Source organism: Planococcus donghaensis MPA1U2, from assembly GCF_000189395.1.
In the GTDB taxonomy this organism is placed as follows: domain Bacteria; phylum Bacillota; class Bacilli; order Bacillales_A; family Planococcaceae; genus Planococcus; species Planococcus donghaensis_B.
Map to the genome: position 1 here is coordinate 180547 of NZ_AEPB01000032.1, position 21910 is coordinate 202456.

General features: G+C 38.7%; 24 protein-coding genes and 1 riboswitch. Of the genes, 22 read left to right on the top strand and 2 right to left on the bottom strand.

Features of this window, described 5'->3' with window-relative positions; all coding sequences use genetic code 11:
• The first annotated feature begins 122 nt into the window (after positions 1–122).
• Complete coding sequence (locus GPDM_RS09670; RefSeq protein WP_008430972.1) at positions 123–482, top strand: GNAT family N-acetyltransferase; 360 nt, start codon at positions 123–125, stop codon at positions 480–482.
• A 1-nt stretch (position 483) separates the two neighbouring features.
• Here the strand turns inward: GPDM_RS09670 and GPDM_RS09675 are convergent, their stop codons facing one another.
• The gene (locus tag GPDM_RS09675) at positions 484–984 is read right to left on the bottom strand and encodes a DUF309 domain-containing protein (RefSeq protein ID WP_008430973.1); all 501 of its coding nucleotides are present in this window, start codon (positions 982–984) and stop codon (positions 484–486) included.
• A gap of 83 nt (positions 985–1067) precedes the next feature.
• Between GPDM_RS09675 and GPDM_RS09680 the strand changes: the two genes are divergently transcribed.
• The 11 genes from GPDM_RS09680 (at position 1068) to GPDM_RS09730 (ending at position 12224) form a co-directional block, all read left to right on the top strand.
• On the top strand, positions 1068–1841 hold the full coding sequence (locus tag GPDM_RS09680; RefSeq protein ID WP_008430974.1) for a segregation/condensation protein A: 774 nt from the start codon (positions 1068–1070) through the stop codon (positions 1839–1841).
• Entirely contained in the window at positions 1819–2409 is a 591-nt protein-coding gene (gene scpB / locus GPDM_RS09685; RefSeq protein WP_008430975.1) for an SMC-Scp complex subunit ScpB, read from the top strand. Before GPDM_RS09680 ends, scpB begins: the two co-directional genes overlap by 23 nt.
• A 237-nt stretch (positions 2410–2646) precedes the next feature.
• Positions 2647–3378, top strand: a complete 732-nt coding sequence (locus GPDM_RS09690; protein WP_008430976.1) for a pseudouridine synthase — start codon at positions 2647–2649, stop codon at positions 3376–3378.
• Positions 3379–3477: 99 nt separating this feature from the next.
• Positions 3478–4038, top strand: a complete 561-nt coding sequence (resA, locus tag GPDM_RS09695) for a thiol-disulfide oxidoreductase ResA (protein ID WP_008430978.1) — start codon at positions 3478–3480, stop codon at positions 4036–4038.
• A 13-nt stretch (positions 4039–4051) separates the two neighbouring features.
• Positions 4052–5710, top strand: coding sequence for a cytochrome c biogenesis ResB family protein (locus tag GPDM_RS09700; protein ID WP_008430980.1), 1659 nt, complete (start codon positions 4052–4054; stop codon positions 5708–5710).
• Positions 5707–6891, top strand: a complete 1185-nt coding sequence (gene ccsB / locus GPDM_RS09705; protein ID WP_008430981.1) for a c-type cytochrome biogenesis protein CcsB — start codon at positions 5707–5709, stop codon at positions 6889–6891. Before GPDM_RS09700 ends, ccsB begins: the two co-directional genes overlap by 4 nt.
• Before the next feature lie 135 nt (positions 6892–7026).
• The gene (locus GPDM_RS09710) at positions 7027–7743 is read left to right on the top strand and encodes a response regulator transcription factor (protein WP_008430982.1); all 717 of its coding nucleotides are present in this window, start codon (positions 7027–7029) and stop codon (positions 7741–7743) included.
• Positions 7736–9517, top strand: coding sequence for an ATP-binding protein (locus GPDM_RS09715; RefSeq protein ID WP_008430984.1), 1782 nt, complete (start codon positions 7736–7738; stop codon positions 9515–9517). Before GPDM_RS09710 ends, GPDM_RS09715 begins: the two co-directional genes overlap by 8 nt.
• 46 nt (positions 9518–9563) lie before the next feature.
• Positions 9564–10097: an RNA polymerase sigma factor SigX gene (locus GPDM_RS09720; protein ID WP_008430985.1), complete on the top strand. Its 534-nt coding sequence runs from the start codon at positions 9564–9566 to the stop codon at positions 10095–10097.
• A complete protein-coding gene (locus GPDM_RS09725; protein ID WP_008430986.1) occupies positions 10087–11289 on the top strand; it encodes a hypothetical protein in 1203 nt (400 codons plus the stop codon). Before GPDM_RS09720 ends, GPDM_RS09725 begins: the two co-directional genes overlap by 11 nt.
• Positions 11290–11365: 76 nt before the next feature.
• Positions 11366–11498: riboswitch (FMN riboswitch) on the top strand.
• 144 nt (positions 11499–11642) lie between these two features.
• Positions 11643–12224: an ECF transporter S component gene (locus tag GPDM_RS09730; protein ID WP_008430987.1), complete on the top strand. Its 582-nt coding sequence runs from the start codon at positions 11643–11645 to the stop codon at positions 12222–12224.
• A gap of 339 nt (positions 12225–12563) precedes the next feature.
• Here GPDM_RS09730 and GPDM_RS09735 read toward each other — a convergent pair whose 3' ends face one another.
• Positions 12564–12815 carry a ferredoxin gene (locus GPDM_RS09735; RefSeq protein ID WP_006829841.1) on the bottom strand — a complete coding sequence of 84 codons (252 nt, stop codon included), beginning with the start codon at positions 12813–12815 and terminating at the stop codon, positions 12564–12566.
• 106 nt (positions 12816–12921) lie between these two features.
• Between GPDM_RS09735 and GPDM_RS09740 the strand changes: the two genes are divergently transcribed.
• The 10 genes from GPDM_RS09740 (at position 12922) to GPDM_RS09785 (ending at position 21898) form a co-directional block, all read left to right on the top strand.
• Positions 12922–13947 carry a YpbB family protein gene (locus GPDM_RS09740; protein WP_008430988.1) on the top strand — a complete coding sequence of 342 codons (1026 nt, stop codon included), beginning with the start codon at positions 12922–12924 and terminating at the stop codon, positions 13945–13947.
• Positions 13944–15371 carry a RecQ family ATP-dependent DNA helicase gene (locus tag GPDM_RS09745; RefSeq protein WP_008430990.1) on the top strand — a complete coding sequence of 476 codons (1428 nt, stop codon included), beginning with the start codon at positions 13944–13946 and terminating at the stop codon, positions 15369–15371. Before GPDM_RS09740 ends, GPDM_RS09745 begins: the two co-directional genes overlap by 4 nt.
• 79 nt (positions 15372–15450) lie before the next feature.
• The gene (locus GPDM_RS09750; protein WP_008430991.1) at positions 15451–16203 is read left to right on the top strand and encodes a LysM peptidoglycan-binding domain-containing protein; all 753 of its coding nucleotides are present in this window, start codon (positions 15451–15453) and stop codon (positions 16201–16203) included.
• 58 nt (positions 16204–16261) lie between these two features.
• Positions 16262–16894: a CBS domain-containing protein gene (locus tag GPDM_RS09755; protein WP_008430992.1), complete on the top strand. Its 633-nt coding sequence runs from the start codon at positions 16262–16264 to the stop codon at positions 16892–16894.
• A 65-nt stretch (positions 16895–16959) separates the two neighbouring features.
• Positions 16960–17721 carry a metallophosphoesterase gene (locus tag GPDM_RS09760; RefSeq protein ID WP_008430993.1) on the top strand — a complete coding sequence of 254 codons (762 nt, stop codon included), beginning with the start codon at positions 16960–16962 and terminating at the stop codon, positions 17719–17721.
• A gap of 66 nt (positions 17722–17787) precedes the next feature.
• The gene (locus GPDM_RS09765; protein WP_008430995.1) at positions 17788–18756 is read left to right on the top strand and encodes a YpdA family putative bacillithiol disulfide reductase; all 969 of its coding nucleotides are present in this window, start codon (positions 17788–17790) and stop codon (positions 18754–18756) included.
• Between the two features lie 68 nt (positions 18757–18824).
• Positions 18825–19793, top strand: a complete 969-nt coding sequence (locus tag GPDM_RS09770; RefSeq protein ID WP_008430997.1) for an asparaginase — start codon at positions 18825–18827, stop codon at positions 19791–19793.
• Between the two features lie 67 nt (positions 19794–19860).
• Positions 19861–20550: a glutamic-type intramembrane protease PrsW gene (gene prsW / locus GPDM_RS09775; protein ID WP_008430998.1), complete on the top strand. Its 690-nt coding sequence runs from the start codon at positions 19861–19863 to the stop codon at positions 20548–20550.
• An 82-nt stretch (positions 20551–20632) separates the two neighbouring features.
• Positions 20633–21307, top strand: coding sequence for a (d)CMP kinase (gene cmk / locus GPDM_RS09780; RefSeq protein ID WP_192806503.1), 675 nt, complete (start codon positions 20633–20635; stop codon positions 21305–21307).
• Positions 21308–21898 carry a lysophospholipid acyltransferase family protein gene (locus GPDM_RS09785; RefSeq protein WP_008431000.1) on the top strand — a complete coding sequence of 197 codons (591 nt, stop codon included), beginning with the start codon at positions 21308–21310 and terminating at the stop codon, positions 21896–21898.
• The last annotated feature ends 12 nt before the right edge of the window (positions 21899–21910 follow it).

The window sequence follows — 21910 nt, forward strand, 5'->3', positions numbered from 1 at the left end:
TGTTTACTGGTTTTTCTTCGCAGAAAATGTCATTAGCGGCTAAAAAAGGCTCTCTTGAGTTATCAGGAGATTTATAGTAGTATGGTAAAAGCCGCTTTAAGACGAAAATGAGGGATTTAAATATGTTATTCAGATATAAGAAATCATTCGAAAAGATTGCAATGGGGCTAATGTCGTTTATGCCGAAAGAGCGAGAGCTGAAAAAACTTCAGCAAACCATGCATATTTATGAAGAAAATCCGGATTGGCAATTGTTCCTTTGGAAAAAAGAAGATGATTTTGTTGGGTTGTTAGGGCTGAAAGTAGAAGAAGAGTCATACACCATCCATCACATATCAGTAAATCCTTCACATCGTGGAGAAGGCATTGGTCATGAAATGATCGGGAAAATTCAAGATATGATGCAAGATCGAGAGATGCGTGCAACAGAAGAAACCGATGCTTTTCTAAAAAAATGCCCAGTAAAAAAAGGCGACCTTTAAGTTAAAGGTTTCGCCTTTTTTTTTGTTCGCGCAAACTAATGATTGAAGATCGATCACGAAGTCTGTGCTTATGCATGAGGAAATAAGGATCTTGTTGTGGTAAAGGATTTTCGCTACAGTATGCCTCAACTGCTTTTTTCAACTCATCTGAAACTACAGGGATTTCCTGTATAACAAAAGGTTTGCGTTCTGTAACGGCTTTTATCGAATACGTTAATATGCCAATCAGTTTTTCGTGATCAAACCCCTCGACCCATACGCCTCCTGGAGCTAACTTAACTTTGGCACGGATAAACGATCGCAGTGCACCGGGATAATTGCTTCTTCTCCAGTGGTACATACCGACGGCTAATTGGATCCAGCCGGTAAGAGGATGCATTTTATCTTTTGGTGCAACTAATTTCCAGTAGTCCTCGCCAACTTCATGACATTCAAAAAAATCTTTTTCGAGATTGAAATTAACGATGTACTGGATAAACAGTGGATGTTGAAGTGGATGCATTTTGATCCCCTTTCTACTATAATAAAGAATAATTGCCCATCAATCGGGATAAATGAGTATTTTAACAGTCAGGTGGTCTAGTTATGTCTTATGAAGTGAAAGTAGAGGCCTTTGAAGGTCCTCTTGATTTATTATTGCATTTAATCCACCGTTTGGAAATTGATATTTACGATATTCCAGTTTCACAGATTACTTCACAGTATATGGAACACATACGTGCGATGCAAGTCCTTGAACTAAATGAAGCGAGCGAATACCTTGTTATGGCGGCAACTTTACTTGCAATAAAAAGTAAAACGCTATTACCGGTTCATGAAGGAGAAATGGACGAAATTGAATATGAATTTGATGAACAGGACCCACGAGAAGAATTGGTGTCTCGACTCATAGAATACCGAAAGTTCAAAGATGCTTCAGAAAATTTAAGAGAACTTGAAAGCAATCGTTCCATAATCTATACAAAAGCACCAATGGATTTATCGGATATTCAAGTTGTTTTACCTGATGATCAAGTCAATCTAGAAGTAAATGCATACGATATGCTTGGGGCTTTTCAGAAAATGCTGCGTCGCAAGCAATTAAAAGCACCGCTATCAGCACGAATTGCCAGACAAGAGATTTCGATAAAGCAACAAATGACTTCCATTGTTGATCAGTTGAAATTGTCAAAAGGCCGTACATCTTTCAGTGATTTATTTCCTTCGGACGATAAGTCTGTGCTCGTTGTATCGTTTTTATCAATTTTGGAATTGATGAAGCGTCAAGTGGTTGCAGTAGAGCAGCAAAAGAATTTTACTGATTTGATGGTGGAACTCAGAAAGGACAAGTGGGAATATGAAGACGAATCTTTCGAGTAAAATAGAGGCGTTACTTTTTGTGGCAGGAGACGATGGTCTCACATTAAAGCAGCTTCAATTTTTAACAGAAGTTAGCGTAGAAGAATTACAAAAAGGTATTCACGAATTGGATGAAAGATACAACTCGTCCGTTAGTGGCATTGCACTAAAAGAATTAGCGGGTGTTTTTCAACTGGTTACAAAACAAGAAGTTGCTGAAACCATTCAAAAGCTAGTAGAAAACCCTACGGTTCAAGCTTTATCACAAGCTTCTTTAGAAGTATTAGCAATTATTGCTTATAAGCAACCTATTACGCGAGTAGAAGTAGAAGACTTACGCGGGGTAAAGAGTGAAAAAGCGCTCCAAACCTTAACTGCTAAAGGGTTAGTTCAAGAAGCAGGTCGAGTAGAAGGAACAGGTCGCGCTATTTTATACGGGACAACAAAAGAGTTTCTAAATTATTTTGGGCTGAAAAATTTAGAAGAACTTCCTCCTTTACCAGAAGAAGCAGCAAATGACTTGGATGAAGATACCGATCTTTTTATGACAAATTTTCAACAAACTTTTAAAGAAGAAGTAAACGTGTAAGGTTTTCCAAGAAGACTGTGTTATTGACAGTCTTCTTTTCTTTTGAGCTTAGTGCTTCCGCTTTTTAAAGAAATGTGACATAATTCCGAGAGGAACGAACGGCATATCAAGTTATTGTAATATATTTGCAGTACTCGGCTAGATTAGTTGAAACACGTTTTATCTACCTAGTTGTAGCATCTGAACGACTCAGGTGCGTACGCTTTTCGAAAAAATACTAATGAGGTGAACTTATTTATGGAAAGATTACAAAAAGTACTTGCACATGCAGGCGTAGCATCAAGACGTAAATCGGAACAATTGATTTTGGACGGCAAAGTAAGAGTAAACGGTAAAACAATTAAAGAGCTGGGTGTAAAAGTATCCAACTCAGATAAAATCGAAGTTGAAGGCGTTCAGCTTGAAAAAGAGCAGAAAGTCTATCATTTATTGTATAAACCACGTGGCGTTATTTCCGCTGTTTCTGATGATAAAAACCGAAAAGTGGTAACCGACTTTTTCGAAGGAATTGAAAAACGTATTTATCCAGTGGGTCGTTTAGATTACGATACGTCTGGATTATTAATCATGACAAACGACGGTGAATTTGCCAATATGCTTACGCACCCGAAATTTGAAATTGATAAAACGTATGTAGCACGTTTAAAAGGAATTCCTGAAAAAGACGATTTAAGAAAATTAGAGCGTGGCATCAAGTTAGAAGATGGCATGACTGCACCTGCTAAAGTGAAGCTATTGTCTGGTGATAAAAAGACCGGTAAAGCAATTGTGCAAATTACTATTCACGAAGGAAGAAACCGTCAAGTTCGAAGAATGTTCGAGGCAATTGGTTACCCAGTTCAAAAATTGAGCCGTGAACAATTTGCTTTCTTAACATTGCATGGTTTGAATGCTGGCGAATCACGTGAACTATCTGCTCACGAAGTGAAATTACTCCGCGTTCTAGCTGAAACGGGCAAGCGCGTCTAATCGGCTAACGTTCACAAACCCTTCAAAACTCCCGATTTGTGACGGTTTAAACTTTGTTATAATTAGGTTTGCGTAAGAAACCTCGAAGGGGGAACAGCTATGGATGAAAAAGGTAAACAGAAAAAGAATAGCAAAAAACGAAAAAGAGCTGTGATGCGAACGACTATCTTAGCGATTTTAATAGCTGCAATTGGCTATACAATTTATAACAGTGCGACAGCAGAAGATGTTACGGTACTAAAAGTTGGTGACAAAGCACCTAATTTTGCCTTAGTAGATCTTGAAGGTAACGACCATAAATTGTCTGATTACGAAGGACAAGGTGTGTTTTTGAATTTCTGGGGAACATGGTGTAAACCATGTGCAAAAGAAATGCCGGCGATGGATCGTCAATACGAGGTGTTCTCGAACGAAGGAGTTCAAGTGCTCGCAGTAAATATTGCTCAATCAGATTTTGAAGTCCAATCTTTTGCTGATCAATACGGCTTGTCTTTCCCAGTAGTGATTGATAAAACAAAAAGTGTGATGACGGCTTATAACATAAGGCCATTGCCGACCACAGTGCTTGTGAATCCAGAAGGAAACATTCAGCGCATCATTACAGGTGAAATGACAGAACAGGATATTGAAGGCTTTATGGAAGAAATCAAACCTGACTAAGGAGATTTTTTGGATGGAAAAATTGCAATGTCAATGCGGTCACGTAAACCCGCCCGGCACGAAACTTTGCGAATCGTGTGGGCGGTCTTTGACTGAAAAAGAACAAAATAGCAAACTGGTCGACATGCGTTATGAAGGAACAGCAAGACGTTCACAAACGTATAACAAATCTATTATCGATAAAGTATGGAACTTTTTCTCGAGCGTTAAAGTCGGGGTTGGGATTATTGTCTTCTTGCTAGTAGCTGCGGCTATCGGAACAATTTTGCCTCAAAAGGCATTTGTTCCTGCTAATACAGAAGCAACGATTAAAGATTACTACGCTGATACGTATGGTGTAGTTGGTCAAATTTATCATGCACTTGGTTTCCACGATTTATACAGTTCATTTTGGTTTATTATTTTAGTGGGAATGTTAGCTATATCATTGATTATTGCTAGTTTGGACCGTTTTGTTCCTCTTTATAAATCATTGAAAAACCAACGTGTTTTGCGTCATCCAAGCTTTATGGGCAAGCAGCGAATTTACGCTGAAGGACCAGGAGCCGAAGATACGCTAAAAAAAGCAGAAGAAAAATTAACCGAATTGAAATACAAAGTCCGTACAGATAAAAATGGCTTATTAGCTGAAAAAGGTCGTTTTTCTAGATGGGGTCCGTATGTTAATCACATCGGACTTATCATCTTTTTGTTTGGGGTTATGTTACGTATGATGCCAGGATTTTATATTGATGAAAGTCTTTGGATCCGTGAAGGTGAAACAAGAGCAATACCAGAAGTGCCTGGTTATTACTTAGAAAACAAAAACTTCGAACTTGAAAATTATTCAGGTGAAGGCGGAGAAGAAATCTTTGGGGAAGCTTTAGACCGTGTCGGTACAGTAGCGAAAAACTACCAAACAGACATTGTGTTGTACAAAAAGAAAGAAGACGCTTTACCGGGTGCAGTTGATGGACAAGAAGTTGTGAAAGAATACCCAATTCGTGTAAATCAGCCCTTAAAATTTGATGGGTATGCTATTTATCAAATGGACTTCCGTCTAGATGAACTAAAAGCAATGACGTTCTCGTTTATTAATAAAGAGACAGAAGACTCTTTCGGTGAATTAACCATTGATTTGATTGATCCGAAAAAAGATTATGAGCTTGATAATGGCTATTCGGTTAAATTGATTGGTTATTATCCGGATTTTTCAGGATTTGAAAATGGTGAACCGCAAACGGCAACACCATTACCAAACAATCCTGGCTTTTTAGTGAAGTTGTTTACTCCAGAAACACCAGAGGGAGAAACAAGTTTTATAACCATACAAAATACGGTTGAGCCTTTAGGTGAAAACGACTATAAACTAGCTTTCCAAAGTGTTGAAACGCGTGATGTTTCAGGTTTAACAGTTCGTAAAGACAGCACCTTGCCGATTCTTGGCCTTGGCGGTTTAATCTTTATGATAGGTGTAGCTCAAGGGATGTATTTTAATCACCGTCGATTTTGGATTCAGCAAAAAACTGACGGCACCATTTTACTAGCCGGTCATACCAACAAAAACTGGTTCGGCTTGAAAAAAGATTTAAACCAAGTTGTTGAATATGCATCATTGCCCGCATACACAGATCAGCAAGATGAAATCGATAAACAAGAGAAAGCGGAAAAGGAAGGTGAAGTATTGTCATGACGTTAGCTGAAATAAGTTCAAATTTATTATATGTAGCCTTTGTCGCTTATCTTATTGCAACATTTATTTTTGGGGGAGCGGTTAAAGGAAATAAAGAAGGTACGTTTAAATCTGAATCGCGATGGGGTAAAGTGGCTATTACGATTACTCTAATTGGCTTTGCTGCCAATCTTGGTTATTTCTTTACGAGATGGGGAGCAACTGGCCATGCGCCACTTAGTAATATGTTCGAGTTTACAACGGCATTCGGGATGACGTTAGTGGGCGGATTTATCATTTTGTATTTCTTGTACAAAACGCCTGTATTGGGTATGATCGTCTTGCCTGTTGCTTTGTTAATCATCGCATTTGCTAGCATGTTCCCAAGCGAAGTGAGTCCACTTATTCCAGCGCTTCAAACAAACTGGTTAGCGATTCATGTCAGCACAGTGGTTATTGCAGAAGGAATTTTAGCAATCAGTGCAGCAGCTGGTTTGATTTATTTATTAAAAGTAGTAGATCTTACGAAAAAATCTAAGCAACGTATGGGTTTAGAAGCTATTATGTATTCGCTTGTGTTAGTACTTGGATTTGTCATCGCAAGTAGCTTTTTCTCCCTAACAGGATATGAAGCTGAATTTACTTATGTAGATAAAGAAGCCAAAGATGCCGCTGTGACATACACAATGCCACCAATTTTCGGCATGAACGAGTATGTTGCTTTAACGGATGACGCTATGACACCACTTGTCGAAATGCCTGCGATTGTTCATGCAGGAAAATTGACAACTGTTACATGGTCAATTCTATTCGGTACGGTTCTTTATTGGTTGATTCGTTTGGTTTTCAGAAAACGGATTGCCGCGATTCTAAAACCATTTGTTAAAAACGTCAACATCCAATTGATGGATGAAATCGGTTATCGTGCTGTAATTATTGGTTTCCCAGTGTTTACATTGGGTGCGTTAATATTCGCCATGATTTGGGCGCAAATTGCTTGGTCTCGTTTCTGGGGCTGGGACCCGAAAGAAGTATGGGCTTTAATCACATGGTTATTCTATGCTGCATACTTGCATTTACGTTTAGGCAAAGGGTGGCAAGGTGAAAAATCTGCATGGTTAGCTGTGCTGGGCTTTATCATCATCATGTTTAACTTAGTTGCAGTAAACTTAATAATCGCCGGGTTGCATTCTTACGCATAACAAGCAGGCCTTTTCCGGTAACGGAAAAGGCCTTTTATTTTGGTCTAGTCTTCAACGCACGCTTACACTTTTCTTTATTTTTAATAAGGTTATCGGTACAATGAGACATAACAGTAGAAAGTTGGAGGGGTTAGGATGTCAGAGGAAATTACGGTTTTAGTAGTAGACGATGAGGAACGAATTCGGCGATTGTTAAAAATGTATTTAGAGCGAGAAGGATATGTAGTGGAAGAAGCTGAAAATGGCGTTCAAGCATTAGATATGGCACTTGAAAAAGACTATCATTGTATCTTGCTTGATCTGATGATGCCTGAAAAAGATGGCGTTGCTGTTGCTACAGAATTACGCGAAACGAAAATGACACCGATTATTATGCTCACTGCTAAAGGAGAAGAAGCTAACCGAGTGGAAGGCTTTGAAGCTGGAGCAGATGATTACATTGTAAAACCATTTAGCCCGAGAGAAGTGGTTTTACGAGTTAAAGCGATATTGAGACGTTCAGCTGCGTATTCACCAATTTCCAATTCAACGGCTTCAAAAGACTTGGTAGTTTTCCCACACTTGACCATCGATCACGATGCTCACCGTGTCACTGCTGATGGTGTAGAAGTGAACTTAACACCAAAAGAATACGAATTATTGTACTTTTTAGCTAAAGCACCGGATAAAGTGTTTGACCGTGAGCATTTACTAAAAGAAGTATGGCATTACGACTTTTTCGGTGATTTACGTACAGTAGATACGCACGTCAAACGGTTGCGTGAAAAACTAAACCGCGTATCCGAATCGGCTGCTAAGATGATTGTTACTGTATGGGGCGTTGGCTATAAATTTGAGGTTGGCAATGAATAGAATATGGAATAGTGTTGTCGGGAAGCTTTGGATTACGATCCTGCTTCTCGTTTCCTTTGTCCTTTTTATTGTGACCGTTCTGCTTTTGGAGTTTCTAGGGAACTATCACAGTCAAACTGTGGAAGAAGCGTTGAATAGTGAAGCAAATATGATTGCGAATATTTTTAATGAACATGAAGAAGTAGTGAATTCATTGGAAATCATTGGTGACATAATCGGTGCAGAGACAAATGCAGTCATCGCTGAAGAACCATATGAAAGTAGCTATTATATTCATGATGGATTAAATGGTGCAAAAACACGAGAAGAAATATTAAATGAACCCGTGTTTCAAAAAGTGTTTGAATCAGACGAAACGGTGATGAAAGAAATGCTTTTGCCTTCGTTAACTGAACAAAATCGTCTGGAGTCTTATATTGTCTTGGCCAGTCCCTTAAAGACAGGTGAAGAAGAGCATGGTGTAGTATTCATTTATCAATCATTGGAAGTTATGGACCGTACGGCGGAACGAACAACCAATATTGTATTTTTATCAGCGTTTATCGCTCTTTTATTAACAACATTTTTCGCCTTCTTTTTATCTTCGCGAATCACATCACCTCTACGAAAAATGCGCGAAGGTGCATTTGAATTAGCGAAGGGCAATTTTGATACGAAAGTTAGAGCCACTTCAAGTGATGAAATAGGTCAATTGGCCACGGCTTTTAATCAAATGGGTCGTCAATTAAAACATCATGTTGAAGTAATCAATCAAGAAAAAGAGCAATTATCCAGCATTTTGACATCGATGGCAGATGCGGTTATCACGTTCAATCAAGATAAAACAATCTTATTGAGCAATCCGCCAGCAGAAAAATTATTAAAGCATTGGACGATTAAAAATGATTCTGAACAGGTGAAACCTTTGCCTGCTGAACTGCTTCATATGCTTGATCATGTCATCGGATTTCAAGAAGAGATTGAAGAAGAATTGGAAATTGAAGGTGCATATTATGCCATTAATTTCAGCCCGCTATATAGTGGGGAATCGATTCGCGGAGCTGTTGCTGTTTTGCATAATATGACTGAGCAGCATCGTTTAGAGAAGCTTCGGGAAGATTTTATCGCCAACGTATCACATGAATTGCGGACACCTATAGCTATGCTTCAAGGTTATAGCGAAGCGCTCTTAGATGATGTTGGTGCTACAGAAGAAGAGCGTCGTGAAATGACGAAAATCATCTATGAAGAATCACAAAGGATGGGTCGTTTAGTCACGGACTTATTAAACTTAGCCCGTTTAGAATCAGGACATATGCGCCTTTATAAAGAAATTGTTCAACTAAACAGCTCTATTGAACGGATGACACTTAAGTTTTCTCAAATTGCAAAAGAAAACGGGGTTCAATTGTCTTTCGAAACGACTGTTGATGATTGGGCGGCAACTGAGATTGATGAAGATCGCATAGAACAAGTGATGACGAATCTAATCGATAACGCCATCCGCCATACACCTGAAGAAGGGCAAGTAGTCGTTCGTGTCGAACAACAAAAAGAGTACGCGAAGATTTCGATCAATGATAACGGAATTGGCATTTCAAAAGAAGACTTGGAATTTGTATTTGAACGTTTCTACAAGGCCAATAAGGCTAGAACGCTTGGAAAAGGTGGAACGGGTCTTGGTTTAGCGATAGCGAGTAATATAATCCAAGCTCATGAAGGTGAAATTTATGCAGAAAGTATTGTTGGGCAAGGCACTTCTTTTGTTTTCTTATTGCCTTTAAAGGATATGTAACTTTTCAGTTTCAAAGACGACTAATCTAAAGGACGGAGGGAGTATATTGAAGGACTCCGTTTTCCATCGGCTGTACGATGAGTATCACCAAGATGTTTTTCAATTTTTAATTTATCTGGTGAAAAACAGGCATCTAGCAGAAGATTTGATGCAAGAAGTTTATATTCGGGCTTTTCGCGCTTATGATCGATTTGAAGGAAGAAGCTCTGAGAAAACATGGCTTTTTTCAATTGCGAAAAATGTGGCAATTGATCATTTCCGAAAAGCGGCAGTTCGTTCTAAACATTCGATGGAGTATTTTGATTGGGAAACCCAACAATTAGTTTCGTCGGAAAAACTTCCAGAAGAAGTTTCGTTGTTAAACGAAGATAAAATATTTTTATACAAGGCATTAGACAGCTGTACAGGAGATCAAAAAATGGTCGTTATTATGCGGTTTTTTCAGGACTTGTCAATCTCAGAAACCGCCGAAGTGCTAGCTTGGACTGAAGGAAAAGTAAAAACAACCCAGCATCGTGCGATAAAGGCATTGCGCGAAAAATTAATAGCTAGGGAAGGGGGAGATGGAAATGCCGAATAACAAATGGACCGATGAATCTATCGAAGATTTGTTGAAGGATTTCCCCGCGATAAAGGATAGCCGGCCAAAAGAAAAAGTTTACAATAAGTTGATTCAAAAAGAGCCGGTCCGTAAACGCCCAAACAGATGGCTACCGCTACTTGTCGCGGCATTGGCATTTATCGCCGTTGGACTGTTGGTCTCCTCCATTATCAATCAAAATGGCATCGACTCTGCTCAAAACAGTGAAAGCTCTGCTGATAATTCGAACGACGGGGCAGAGATGAAGGCTCAGGAAAGTGTAGATGAACAAGAAGGATTACCTGCAGCTGAAGAGTCTGGAGCTGAAAGTGCAGATTCATATTCAACAGCTCAAGTAGACGGGGTATTTCGAACTGCGGTTTACGAGGAGACGATAGGTGATCAAACTTTAATGACAATAGGTATGACTGAGAATGCATTCGTTATACCGGTGTCTTTTCTAATTCCAAATGAAGAAATAACAAAAACTTTCGAAGGTTCTATGCCGACGTCTTTAGAATTGTATCAAGAATATGCAGATGACTTAGATGAAGTTGCACTAGGTTTTGATAATTATCACCCGTACGTTGGAACTTTAGAGATGACGGCTACAGGTATACGTCATGTGCTCCCGCAAGATCATCAATATGATTTGGCCTCAGCCAGTATTGGGGTATACATGAATACCATCAAAGAGACGTTTAATGATGTAGCAGAAATTGATGTTACGAATGAAGATGGTTCTCCTGCGGAATTTTCTCAAGTAGGACCGTTAGAAAAAATTATTCCGGAAGTAGAAAATCTCGCATATTATGTTTATCAAACGACTCAAGGTGAAACTTACCTTGCACCCGGCTATGACATGCCGTTTGATTCAGCGGAAAAAGCTATTACGGCACTTGCTGAAAATCCGAACGATATATATCAAGCTACAATTCCGCAAGATTGGGAATTTCAAGTGTCAGAAACCGATAAACTTGTTCAAGTTGAATTTACGAACAATGTCGACCTAGAAACATTAGACAAAATAGAGGCAGTTCGTATGCTTGAAAGTCTAGTTCTGACAGCAGATACTTTTGGGAAAGAAGTAGTAGTGAAAGGAATGCAGCAAGAGAATTGGAACGGTTTTAATTTTAATGAGCCTATACCAATTCCAGTAGCACCTAATTTGTTAACTTGGCCATTACAATAAGCAAAAGAAAGGTTGTAAACAAATTTGTTTACAACCTTTCTTTTTTATACTAATATTAGGGCATAACAAAATATCGATTCATCTTCGGGGCAGGGTGCAATTCCCTACCGGCGGTAATTGAACTCTGTTCATAAGCCCGCGAGCCGTAAAACGCAGGATTTGGTGTGATTCCAAAGCCGACAGTATAGTCTGGATGGGAGAAGGTGAAGGTGCGGACGTTTGTCGTTTACATGTAGACGGAACGCTTTTAAGTGTGCCTTTTCTCCCTTAAGTAATTATTGCTTAAGGGTTTTTATATGTAAATGCGGAGTCTAAATCTTTCTTCTGGTGAATCACGACAAGGAGAGAGGAATATGAAGAACAAAAAGTTACAAACAATGATCGCGATTGGGATGTTAAGCAGTATTTCTTTTATATTGATGCTTTTTAACTTTCCACTACCTGCACTACCTGCTTTTTTGAAAGTAGATTTTAGTGATGTACCGGCTTTAATCGCCGCTATTACAATGGGGCCAGTTGCAGGGATTTTAGTAGCCTTCTTTAAAAATGTGTTAGATTGGTTGTTTGCAGGTAGTCCAACAGGAGTTCCGGTTGGCCATATGGCAAATTTCGTAACAAGCTTATTGTTTATTTTGCCAGTTTATTTTATCTATCAAAAAGTGGCAACTAAAAAAGGAATGGCTTTTGGATTAACGATCGGAACATTGTCGATGGCAATCGGCATGAGTATTTTAAATTATGTTGTTTTCCTACCGATGTACACATATTTCCTTAACATGCCACCAACAACTGGTGACGCATTATTCGGAATGATCGTTTTAGGAATACTCCCTTTTAACATAATCAAAGGCGTTCTTTTAACCGCAGTAGTCTTGCTCATGTTCAGCAGCATGCACACGTGGATTGAAAAACAAAGAACCTACTATTTATCATAAATGATATAGAAAAGCGTAAGTGCCTGGTCAGCTCTGACAGGCATAAGGAGACCCAGCAGCGTGGCGTTCTTTGCCACTCTGTTGGGTTGACTTATGTCCCGAAGAGCTAGGCACTGGAGTCTAGACAAAGAAAAGCGTAACTAGCCGTGTAGATTCGACGGGCATAAAACGCTCTGGCGAAGCGGCGTGTTTATAGCCGCACAGCCAGAGTGAGTTATGACCCAAGAATCTGGCTAGTGGAGTCTAGACAAAGAAAAGCGTAAGTGCCTGGTCAGCTCTGACAGGCATATATAAAAGAAGGCGTTCTGGGATATTCCCAGAACGCCTTCTTTTTTAAAATCAGTCTTCGTATTTTAAAGGATCGCCTTCGAAAGATGTATCTGCAACTTTGATAGAATCTGTTGGACAGCCTTCAAATGCATCTTCCATGTCTTCTTCGAGTTCATCTGGAACTTGTTCTGTTCCCATGTTATTATCTAAAATAACAAACGCGATTCCTTCATCATCGTAATCGTAAATGTCGGGTGCAGCAGCACCACAAGCACCACAAGCGATGCAAGTATCCTTGTCAACAATGGTATACTTAGCCATATTGGTTTCCACTCCTTTATCTCCGAACAAGTTCAGTTATACTATCGTATTTATTCTAAAGGTGTTTGAGTAGTTTTTCAACCTAAAACCGCTAGGGGGTACAAGCTTGTTATTTAGTGAACTCATTTTGGCCATTATGAAGCCCTTAAATCGGCAGCGGACCATCTCTTCTCCGTATCATTTAATAAAAGGAAAGAAGTCCGGACAAACGTTACAGGATATTGGCTATTTCGGCCTTTATCCTTATTTTGGCGTGTTGTCTAAACTGGATAAGAAAGCCTATGACCAAGTGATTAAGAGCTTATTTTCTCAAGGTTATTTACTAGCGAATGAGCAAGTGATCGAACTCACTGAAAAAGCGATAAATGCATCTATCGACGAATCGCCTTTAAATGGCTGGAAATACCGAGGGAACGAAAATCTCTTTTTTAATCGCTTGTCACTAATTGTTCAAACTTTATCCCATGTGAGTCAGTCTGTAAAAATTTTCGACCCGATTGTCAATAATGAAGAAATACAAATGTGGGTAAAAAAATATTTACAACAAATTCAATTTCGAGATTTAGCAGTTGTCCAGGCGTTTAAAAACGAACTCTTCACTACTTTATCCAATTCAGCTGTTTCTGAAACACATAAAATGATTCTTACAGAACGATTAACAGGTCTTACTTTAAGTGGATTAACGTGGCAACAAATTGCCACATCTAAGAAACTATCCGTTTTAGATGTGCAATTGATGACAGTAGAAGCGCTTCACAGTTGGATGGCGGAAATAGAAAAGTCTAAGCCCCCACTACTTCTAGGCTTAATGGAGGGTGTTATCCAGCAATCCTCTTTAACTGCAACTGCACAGCGTACCGAAAAATTATTTGAAAGAGGCTTTACGTTAGAACAAATTGCTTCTTTACGGCAGTTGAAGACCAGTACGATTGAAGATCATGTGGTTGAGCTTGCCATGAATGACCCCTATTTTAATTTTCAATCATTTATGAGTCAAGAACTGTATAAAGCAATCATTAGCGAAAGTCGACACCAGCAGTCGAAAAGGTTGCGAGACATTAAAGAGCATTTACCCGATGCGAGCTATTTTCAAATACGCCTTGCGTTATCGATTAAGGAGGAAAATCAATGAATTTGGAGGAGTTACTATATTCAACTTACGGATTTTCTTCTTTTCGTCCAGGGCAAAAAGAAATTATTGAACAAGTAATAGCTGGGGAAGACGTAATTGCGTTATTGCCAACTGGCATGGGAAAATCCATTTGTTATCAATTGCCAGCGAAGATTTTGCCAGACAGTGTCTTAATTGTTTCGCCGTTACTTTCCTTAATGCAAGACCAAGTAGCGCAACTAAAAAAAATGGGCGAAAAATCTGTCGTTGCCATTAACTCATTTTTAAAACCAGAAGATAAAGACAGAATTATGAACAATCTGGGGGCTTATAAATTCATTTTTATTTCACCAGAAATGCTAGTTCAGCCCTTCATTAAAAAAAAATTACAAGAAATACGGGTTTCTTTGTTAGTAGCTGACGAAGCACATTGCATTTCTCAATGGGGGTTTGATTTTAGACCAGATTATTTACGAATCTCTGAAATATTACCGATTTTAAACTTTCCGCAAGTTTTAGCATTAACCGCGACAGCAACAGATAAAGTTACTGAAGAGATAAAAGAATATTTGGCATTAATTAAACCATTCGTTTATTGCCATCCAATGGATAGAAAAAATATTGTCTACGATATCAAAAAATTCGAAGATAGCCAAGAAAAGCTAGAATTTTTAAAAGCTTTTATCCAAAAATTTAAAGGTCCCGGAATTATTTATGCAGGGACTAGAAAAAAGTCCCAGGAATTGTCTATGCTATTAACAGAACAAGGAATTTCTGCTGCCTACTATCATGGAGGTATGGAACATCAAGATCGAGTTTTTGTTCAACAGCAATTTCAAAATGGGGAAGTCGAATGGATTTGTTCTACAAATGCTTTTGGCATGGGGGTACATATTCCAAATATTCGACAAGTCATCCATTTTCAAATACCAACTTCTATTGAAGGCTACGTACAGGAAGTAGGAAGAGCTGGAAGAGATGGGTTCCCAGCTTTAGCCACTTTACTCTATGCGACAGGAGACGAGGCGCTACTTGAAAGTTTAGTAATGGATGATTTACCAACGCAACATGAAATAGAAGCCGTATTCAATAATGGCCCATCCGCAACGCATTTAATCGACCAAGGCGTTGTGCGAGAGACAGCTTTTCGGGTCATCGCTTACTGGATGACCAAATTACCGTTAGCAGGTGTCACAAGTCAGATTGAACAGTTAAGAAAAGGCAAAAGACAGCAAGCATCAAAAATTCGCGAACTAGTTTCACGAGAAGGTTGTTTAAGAAGTTATATTATCGGTTGTTTTGATCAGCAACTTACACACAAGCCCGATAACTGCTGTGTAAATGATGGAATAGATTATGGTGTATTTGAAGCATTTTCTTATTCAGAAAAAAAACCAATACCCCTTGATTGGCAAGAACGATTAAGTGTAATATTACCTATATAAGGATTTCATTAACTGTCATTTACAAATGAGTCTTTTTTCGTCATAATAGATATATTAGTACAGATAGGGGTAGTCATGTATGGGGAATCATAGTTATCATGAGTCGATCGAAAAGAATCGACAAGAAATATCAGTAGACGATAAATCAGCATTGTCTAGAGCATCTCAAAGACAAGCCCAAAAGCCTAAAGCTAAAAAAAGTAAAAGTCTTTTGATGCCTGCGTTATTTTTTATCTTTATATTAATTCCAGTTTCTTTATTGATTTATGTAGCTTTCTTTTTTGAACCCGACGATTCTTTGACAGCCAAACCTACAGAAAACGAAGTGAGTTTTGAAATGAATTCCCAACCTTCTAGTGCTGCAGTTGCTGCAGCCGAAAAAGAAGAAAAAGAAAAAGCAGAATCTGAAAAAGCGAAAGCCGATGCTCAAGCTAAGGCTGAAAAAGAAAAAACAGACGCTCAAGCACAGGCAGATAAAGAAAAAGCTGATGCCCAAGCGGAAGCCGATGCAAAAGCTAAAGAAGAAGCGGATGCAAAAGCTAAAGAAGAAGCGGATGCAAAAGCGGCAGCTGATGCTCAAGCTAAAAAAGAAGCGGACGCTAAAGCCAAAGCAGAAGCCGACGCGAAAGCTAAAGAAGAAGTAGAGAAAAAAGAAGAAGTGCCAAGTGCTTCTGGCAAAACTTATGTAGTGAAACCTGGTGAAACACTTTACCGAATCGCTGTGAATAATTACGGGGCGGCAGGAGCAGCTGCGGCTGTAGAAAAAATCAAACAAGCAAATGGTTTAGGTTCAAATAGCATCAGTCCTGGGCAAAGCTTAACATTGCCATAAATTTCAGGGTGAAGAAATAGATACGACTAGAATGAAAAATAGAAAGTGGGGCGAATGAATGTTTGTTAAAAGCGTAATGGTAAAAAGAGAAAAATGTTATACGGTGAAATTAGAGGATTCTGTAAAAGTCGGCTTCGACTTGTTAGAAAAACACACAATTGATGCTTTACCAGTAGTAGACGGAACGGAATACAAAGGAATCTTTACTTGGTATCATGCATATCGTGCATTTTTCTATTCAGGGAAAACGAAAGAAGAGTTTATTAGCACAACTAAAGTTAGCGACGTAATTGTCAATCAAGATGTTTACTTAACGATAAATGATGTTTATGAAAAAGCATTAGTTGAGCTAAATGATTTTCCAATTATCGCAGTAGTAGATAAAGGACAATTTTTAGGGGTTGTTACTCGTTTTGATATCGTTAACCAATTGCAAAGTGCATTTGGGATCGACAAACCAGGATACCGAATTACTTTTACTTCAGTTGAATCAGAAGGTCGCATTGGCCGACTAGGAGAAATTATTGAGAAATACAAGGAATCTGTAATTTCCTTAGTTACTTTTGATGAAACGAATAAAATGGTTCGACGTATCGTATTAAAAGTTGAAAAGAAAGACAATATTGATCGCTTTATAAAAGAACTTGAGAAATCAGGCTTCCGAGTATTGGATATTGCAGAAGACGAATAGTAGAATGAAAGAAAAACATAAGCCTGGCTTATGTTTTTTTCTTCTTTTAAGAAAGGAAACACCACATGAAATATTTAAAGCGTATTGGATTTGTAGCATTAACAATGCTCTTGTATATGACGCGAAATGCCTATTCAGAAAACCTCGTCAAAAAAACGATCAAACTGCCTTCAGAAAAAGCATTTAAGCCATTTAACCTGCTTTTTATAGCTGACATTCATCGAAGAAACATAAAAGCAAACTTAATCAATTTTCCTGTAGACCTCATTGTCATAGGGGGAGATTTAGTGGAAAAAGGTGTGCCACTAGAACGAGTAGCAGAAAACATTAAAAACTTACGATCTCACGCACCTGTTTACTTTGTTTGGGGAAACAATGACCGAGAAGTAAAAGAAGACGCACTCCGAAAGATTTTTAACCAATATGGCGTGATTGTGTTAGATGATAAATCCGTTTCCTTATTTGGAAATCCGCAACTGAAGTTGGTAGGGATTGACCATTTCGCCTATAAACCTGATGGATTGAAAAATGCGTTTAGCGAAGTAAAAGAACAAGATACAGTAGTATTTGTCACTCATACGCCCTTTGATTTTTGGAAGATCAAAGGGCCGTATTCAGCCGATTTGCTGCTTGCTGGTCACACGCATGGTGGCCAAATTCGTATTGGACCGTTTGGGATGTTCAAAAAAGGATCGATAAAACATAAAGACGGTCGAGTTGAACTGATTACGAATGGATTTGGTACAACAACTTTACATTTACGGCTTGGCGCACCGGCAGAATATCATTTGCTAACCATTATTCCAGAAACAAAAATAGGAGAATAAAATTTGGCAAATAAAGTGTAAGTCCTTTATGCTTATAGAAGGATTAAATACAGGAGATGTTTTGAAATGGAATATATAGATGCTTTAATTATTGGAGGCGGCCCTTGCGGTTTATCGGCTGCGATTGAGTTGAAAAAAAGGGGATTAAAAACAATCGTAATCGAAAAAGGCAATATCGTGAATGCTATTTTTAATTACCCTACACATCAAACTTTTTTCAGTACAAGTGAAAAACTGTCGATAGGGGACGTGCCTTTTATTATCGAAGGTCGTAAGCCAAAACGAAACCAAGCTCTAGTGTATTACCGAGAAGTTGTTAAAAGAAGTGGTATTCAAGTGCGTCCTTTTGAAACGGTAGAGAAGGTTGAAAAGGATGATCTGTTTCAAGTCACGACTTCAAAAGGACAATATCAAGCAAAGTATGTAGTCGCTGCGACAGGTTATTATGATCAACCGAATAAACTCGAAGTAGAGGGTGCGAATTTACCAAAAGTCATGCATTATTTTAAAGAAGCACACCCTTATTTTGATCAGGATGTACTGGTAATAGGCGGCAAAAATTCAGCTGTAGATGCGGCACTAGCTTTACACAAAGCTGGAAGTAGAGTAACGGTGTCTTATCATGGGACAAGTTATTCGAAGAGCATTAAACCGTGGATTTTACCAGAATTTGATGGTTTAGTAAGAAACGGCGAAATTACGATGCTGTTCGACTCAATGGTCGACCGAATCACAGAGAACAGAGTAGAGTTAACAGTTAATGATCAAAAAGAAACAATCCCCAATCAGTTTGTATTTGCGATGATTGGATATCATCCAGACCATCAGTTTTTAACATCTATGGGCATTTCGATAGATCAAGTATCAGGCAGACCAACTTTTGATGAGCAAACAATGGAAACCAATGTAGATGATTTGTACATTGCAGGTGTTATAGCAGCGGGCAATAATGCGAACGAAATTTTTATTGAAAATGGGCGCTTTCATGGACAGCAAATTGCGGAAGCTATTGCAAAAAAAGAAGGCACAGCATAAATGTGTCTTCTTTTTCCGTCTTATCGATATAAACGTAGTAGCTTGCGATTAAGAAAGGAAGTTTGAGTATGAAAAAAAAAGTTTCGTTAATTACAACCGGGGGAACGATTGCTAGTCGAGAAATTTCAAATGGACTGTTAAAGTCGGGAGCAATTTCTGGAGAAGAGTTAGCTGAGCTATGTCAGCTTCCGGAAGAAATTGAAGTGAAAGTTGTCGACGTTTTTCAGTTGCCGAGCATGCATATTGGTTTTGAACAAATGATGGAGATTAGACAAGCTATTCTTAACGAATTACAAGACCCTGAAGTTGAAGGCGTCGTTGTCACGCACGGAACAGATACATTAGAAGAAACAGCTTATTTTTTGGATTTAACAATTGATGACGATCGTACAGTTGTGATCACGGGCTCTCAGCGTTCACCAGAAGAAGTTGGCACAGATGTATACTCTAATCTACAGAATTCCATATACGTCGCCGTAGACCCAAATCTACGTGGAATTGGAGCTGTTGTCGTATTCAATGAACGTATATATAGTGCTAAATACGTTAAAAAAGTGCATTCTAGTAATTTACAAGGCTTTGATTCGTTTGGGCATGGTTATCTTGGGATTATTGATAACGATACGGTACGGATTTATCAAAAACCTGTGATGCATGAAGTACATAGAGTAAAAGACCAGTTGCCGCGTGTTGATATTATTAAATGTCATTCGGGACAAGATGGATTCTTAATCGAACAACTAGCAGCAGGTCCTTCAAAAGGCATTGTTTTAGAAGCGGCGGGTAGAGGACAAGTATCACCACATATGATAGACGCGATTGAACAAGCGATAAATAAAGGCATTCCGGTAGTGTTAACAACTAGTGCCGAAGAAGGAAATACGTATCCGGCTTATAGTTACCCAGGTAGCGCTCATGATTTATTGACTCGGGGTGTAATTTTGGGTAGTGATTACGATAGTAAAAAAGCGCGTATCAAGCTTGCTGTATTGTTGTCCACTCAAACTGCGATTCAAGCAAATGCTTTTGAAAGATAAAATTCGAATTGGAAAATAAATATATAAGTATGAGCAAACAGTGTAATCCAACTAAAGGGGTACGCGTATGATTATTTTACTAACAGTAGCAATAGCCCCTGGTCTAGCGCTTTTTAGTTATTTTTATTTGCGTGATCAATTTGCTGGCGAACCGTCGAAGCTGCTGTTTCAAAGCTTTGTATATGGGGCTGTTTTAACGTTCCCGATTCTTTTTGTTCAATATGTATTTGATGCTGAAGGTGTTTTTACGAATAGCTTTATACAAAATGTTGTATTTTCTAGTGTCATTGAAGAGTTTTTCAAATGGTTAGTAGTGTTAATAGCTGTTTATCGCCACGTTGATTTCGAAGATCCATATGACGGAATTTTATACGGTGCTAGCGTTTCTCTCGGATTTGCAACAATTGAAAACATATTGTACTTATTGGAATTTGGCTTGCAAACGGCATTTATAAGGGCTTTTTTGCCGGTGTCAAGTCATGCATTATTCGGTGTAGTCATGGGTTATTATTTTGGGAAAGCCAAATTCAGCAAAAGTGACTCGCGGAGACGGTGGATTGGCTGGGCGATTATTAGCTCAGTCATTCTCCATCTTGCGTATAATACGAGTTTGTTTATATACGATAATATTGTCTACGGCGCAATTCCATTTATGCTTTTCTTATGGTGGTTTGGTCTTCGGAAAGCAAAACAAGCTCATCAGCTATCACTGTCACACTACAACAAGCAAAATTCGGCGGGGCATTCAAAAGATTAAAGTGAATACTAAAAAAGTCTTGCACATGAAGACTTTTTTTTTATGTTAAAATATGATGAATACTTAGGATGAGGTGACTATTTTGATGAAACCGATACAAATAGCAATCGATGGCCCGGCAGCGGCTGGGAAAAGCACGATAGCGAAAATTGTAGCAGAAAAATTAGGCTATGTTTACATCGATACCGGTGCTATGTACCGCGCTATTACTATGAAAGCTTTAGCAGAAGGCATTAATATGGCCAGCAACGAAGAAGCTGGAAAACTATTAGCAGAAACTGAAATTGACTTGCAACCATCTGAAGATGGCCAGTTAGTCTTTCTTGATAAAAATAATGTAACGGAAGCAATCCGTTCTCAAAATGTAACGAAAGCGGTGTCAGAAATGGCGGCCCATGAATTAGTGCGTATGCGTATGGTTGAATTGCAACAACAACTGGCTGAAGGCCGCGGAGTGGTTATGGATGGCCGAGATATTGGAACTCATGTCCTACCAGACGCTGCATTAAAGGTTTTTATGTCAGCGTCAGTAGAAGAACGAGCAAGAAGAAGATTTGTGGAAAATCAAAAAAGAGGTATTTTGACATCGCTTGAAGAACTTCAAGCTGAAATTGCTAAGCGAGATAAAATGGACAGTGAACGTGAGGTAGCGCCATTGCGTCAAGCAGATGATGCCATTTATTTGGATACGACGTCTTTGACTATTGAACAAGCTGCACAAGAAATATTGAAATTGGCTGAAAAGAGGTTGGTGTAAGTGAATTTATATGCATTTGGCAAAGGACTTGTAAAAACAGTATTAAGTCCTCTTTACCGATTTGAAGTAATTGGCAAAGAGAATTTTCCTAAAGATGGCGGTATTCTTTTATGTTCCAATCATATCAATGCCTTAGATCCACCCGTTGTCGGTATGACTGCTCCTCGAACTGTTCATTTTATGGCAAAAGAAGAACTATTCAATGCGCCAATTCTTGGATCAATTTTGCCGAAAGTAAATGCTTTTCCTGTAAAACGTGGTATGAGTGATCGGGAAGCTCTTCGGACCGCATTAAAAATATTGAAAAATGGCGATGTAGTTGGATTGTTTCCAGAGGGAACACGTTCAACTGATGGTGTATTAAAAAAAGGACTTAGTGGAGCAGGATTTTTTGCGTTGCGAGGCAATGCAGATGTAATGCCGTGTGCGATCATTGGACCTTATAAAGCATTCCGGAAAGTACAGGTCGTTTATGGTGAACCAATTCTCATGGCGCCTTTTCGTGAGCGAAAAGCCTCGGCAGAAGAAGTGACTGAAGTTATTATGGCAAGCATTCAAAAGATATTAGATGACTATTCAGTCAATAAGTGATAATTTTTGTTT

Coding starts and splice junctions, on each gene's coding strand:
- ccsB (WP_008430981.1), top strand. CDS start 5,707: ATGACGTTAGCTGAAATAAGTTCAAATTTATTATATGTAGCCTTTGTC.
- GPDM_RS09760 (WP_008430993.1), top strand. CDS start 16,960: ATGAAATATTTAAAGCGTATTGGATTTGTAGCATTAACAATGCTCTTG.
- GPDM_RS09770 (WP_008430997.1), top strand. CDS start 18,825: ATGAAAAAAAAAGTTTCGTTAATTACAACCGGGGGAACGATTGCTAGT.
- GPDM_RS09670 (WP_008430972.1), top strand. CDS start 123: ATGTTATTCAGATATAAGAAATCATTCGAAAAGATTGCAATGGGGCTA.
- GPDM_RS09755 (WP_008430992.1), top strand. CDS start 16,262: ATGTTTGTTAAAAGCGTAATGGTAAAAAGAGAAAAATGTTATACGGTG.
- GPDM_RS09700 (WP_008430980.1), top strand. CDS start 4,052: ATGGAAAAATTGCAATGTCAATGCGGTCACGTAAACCCGCCCGGCACG.
- GPDM_RS09690 (WP_008430976.1), top strand. CDS start 2,647: ATGGAAAGATTACAAAAAGTACTTGCACATGCAGGCGTAGCATCAAGA.
- prsW (WP_008430998.1), top strand. CDS start 19,861: ATGATTATTTTACTAACAGTAGCAATAGCCCCTGGTCTAGCGCTTTTT.
- GPDM_RS09675 (WP_008430973.1), bottom strand. CDS start 984: ATGCATCCACTTCAACATCCACTGTTTATCCAGTACATCGTTAATTTC.
- GPDM_RS09725 (WP_008430986.1), top strand. CDS start 10,087: ATGCCGAATAACAAATGGACCGATGAATCTATCGAAGATTTGTTGAAG.
- GPDM_RS09745 (WP_008430990.1), top strand. CDS start 13,944: ATGAATTTGGAGGAGTTACTATATTCAACTTACGGATTTTCTTCTTTT.
- GPDM_RS09765 (WP_008430995.1), top strand. CDS start 17,788: ATGGAATATATAGATGCTTTAATTATTGGAGGCGGCCCTTGCGGTTTA.
- GPDM_RS09750 (WP_008430991.1), top strand. CDS start 15,451: ATGGGGAATCATAGTTATCATGAGTCGATCGAAAAGAATCGACAAGAA.
- scpB (WP_008430975.1), top strand. CDS start 1,819: ATGAAGACGAATCTTTCGAGTAAAATAGAGGCGTTACTTTTTGTGGCA.
- GPDM_RS09715 (WP_008430984.1), top strand. CDS start 7,736: ATGAATAGAATATGGAATAGTGTTGTCGGGAAGCTTTGGATTACGATC.
- GPDM_RS09730 (WP_008430987.1), top strand. CDS start 11,643: ATGAAGAACAAAAAGTTACAAACAATGATCGCGATTGGGATGTTAAGC.
- GPDM_RS09735 (WP_006829841.1), bottom strand. CDS start 12,815: ATGGCTAAGTATACCATTGTTGACAAGGATACTTGCATCGCTTGTGGT.
- resA (WP_008430978.1), top strand. CDS start 3,478: ATGGATGAAAAAGGTAAACAGAAAAAGAATAGCAAAAAACGAAAAAGA.
- GPDM_RS09710 (WP_008430982.1), top strand. CDS start 7,027: ATGTCAGAGGAAATTACGGTTTTAGTAGTAGACGATGAGGAACGAATT.
- GPDM_RS09680 (WP_008430974.1), top strand. CDS start 1,068: ATGTCTTATGAAGTGAAAGTAGAGGCCTTTGAAGGTCCTCTTGATTTA.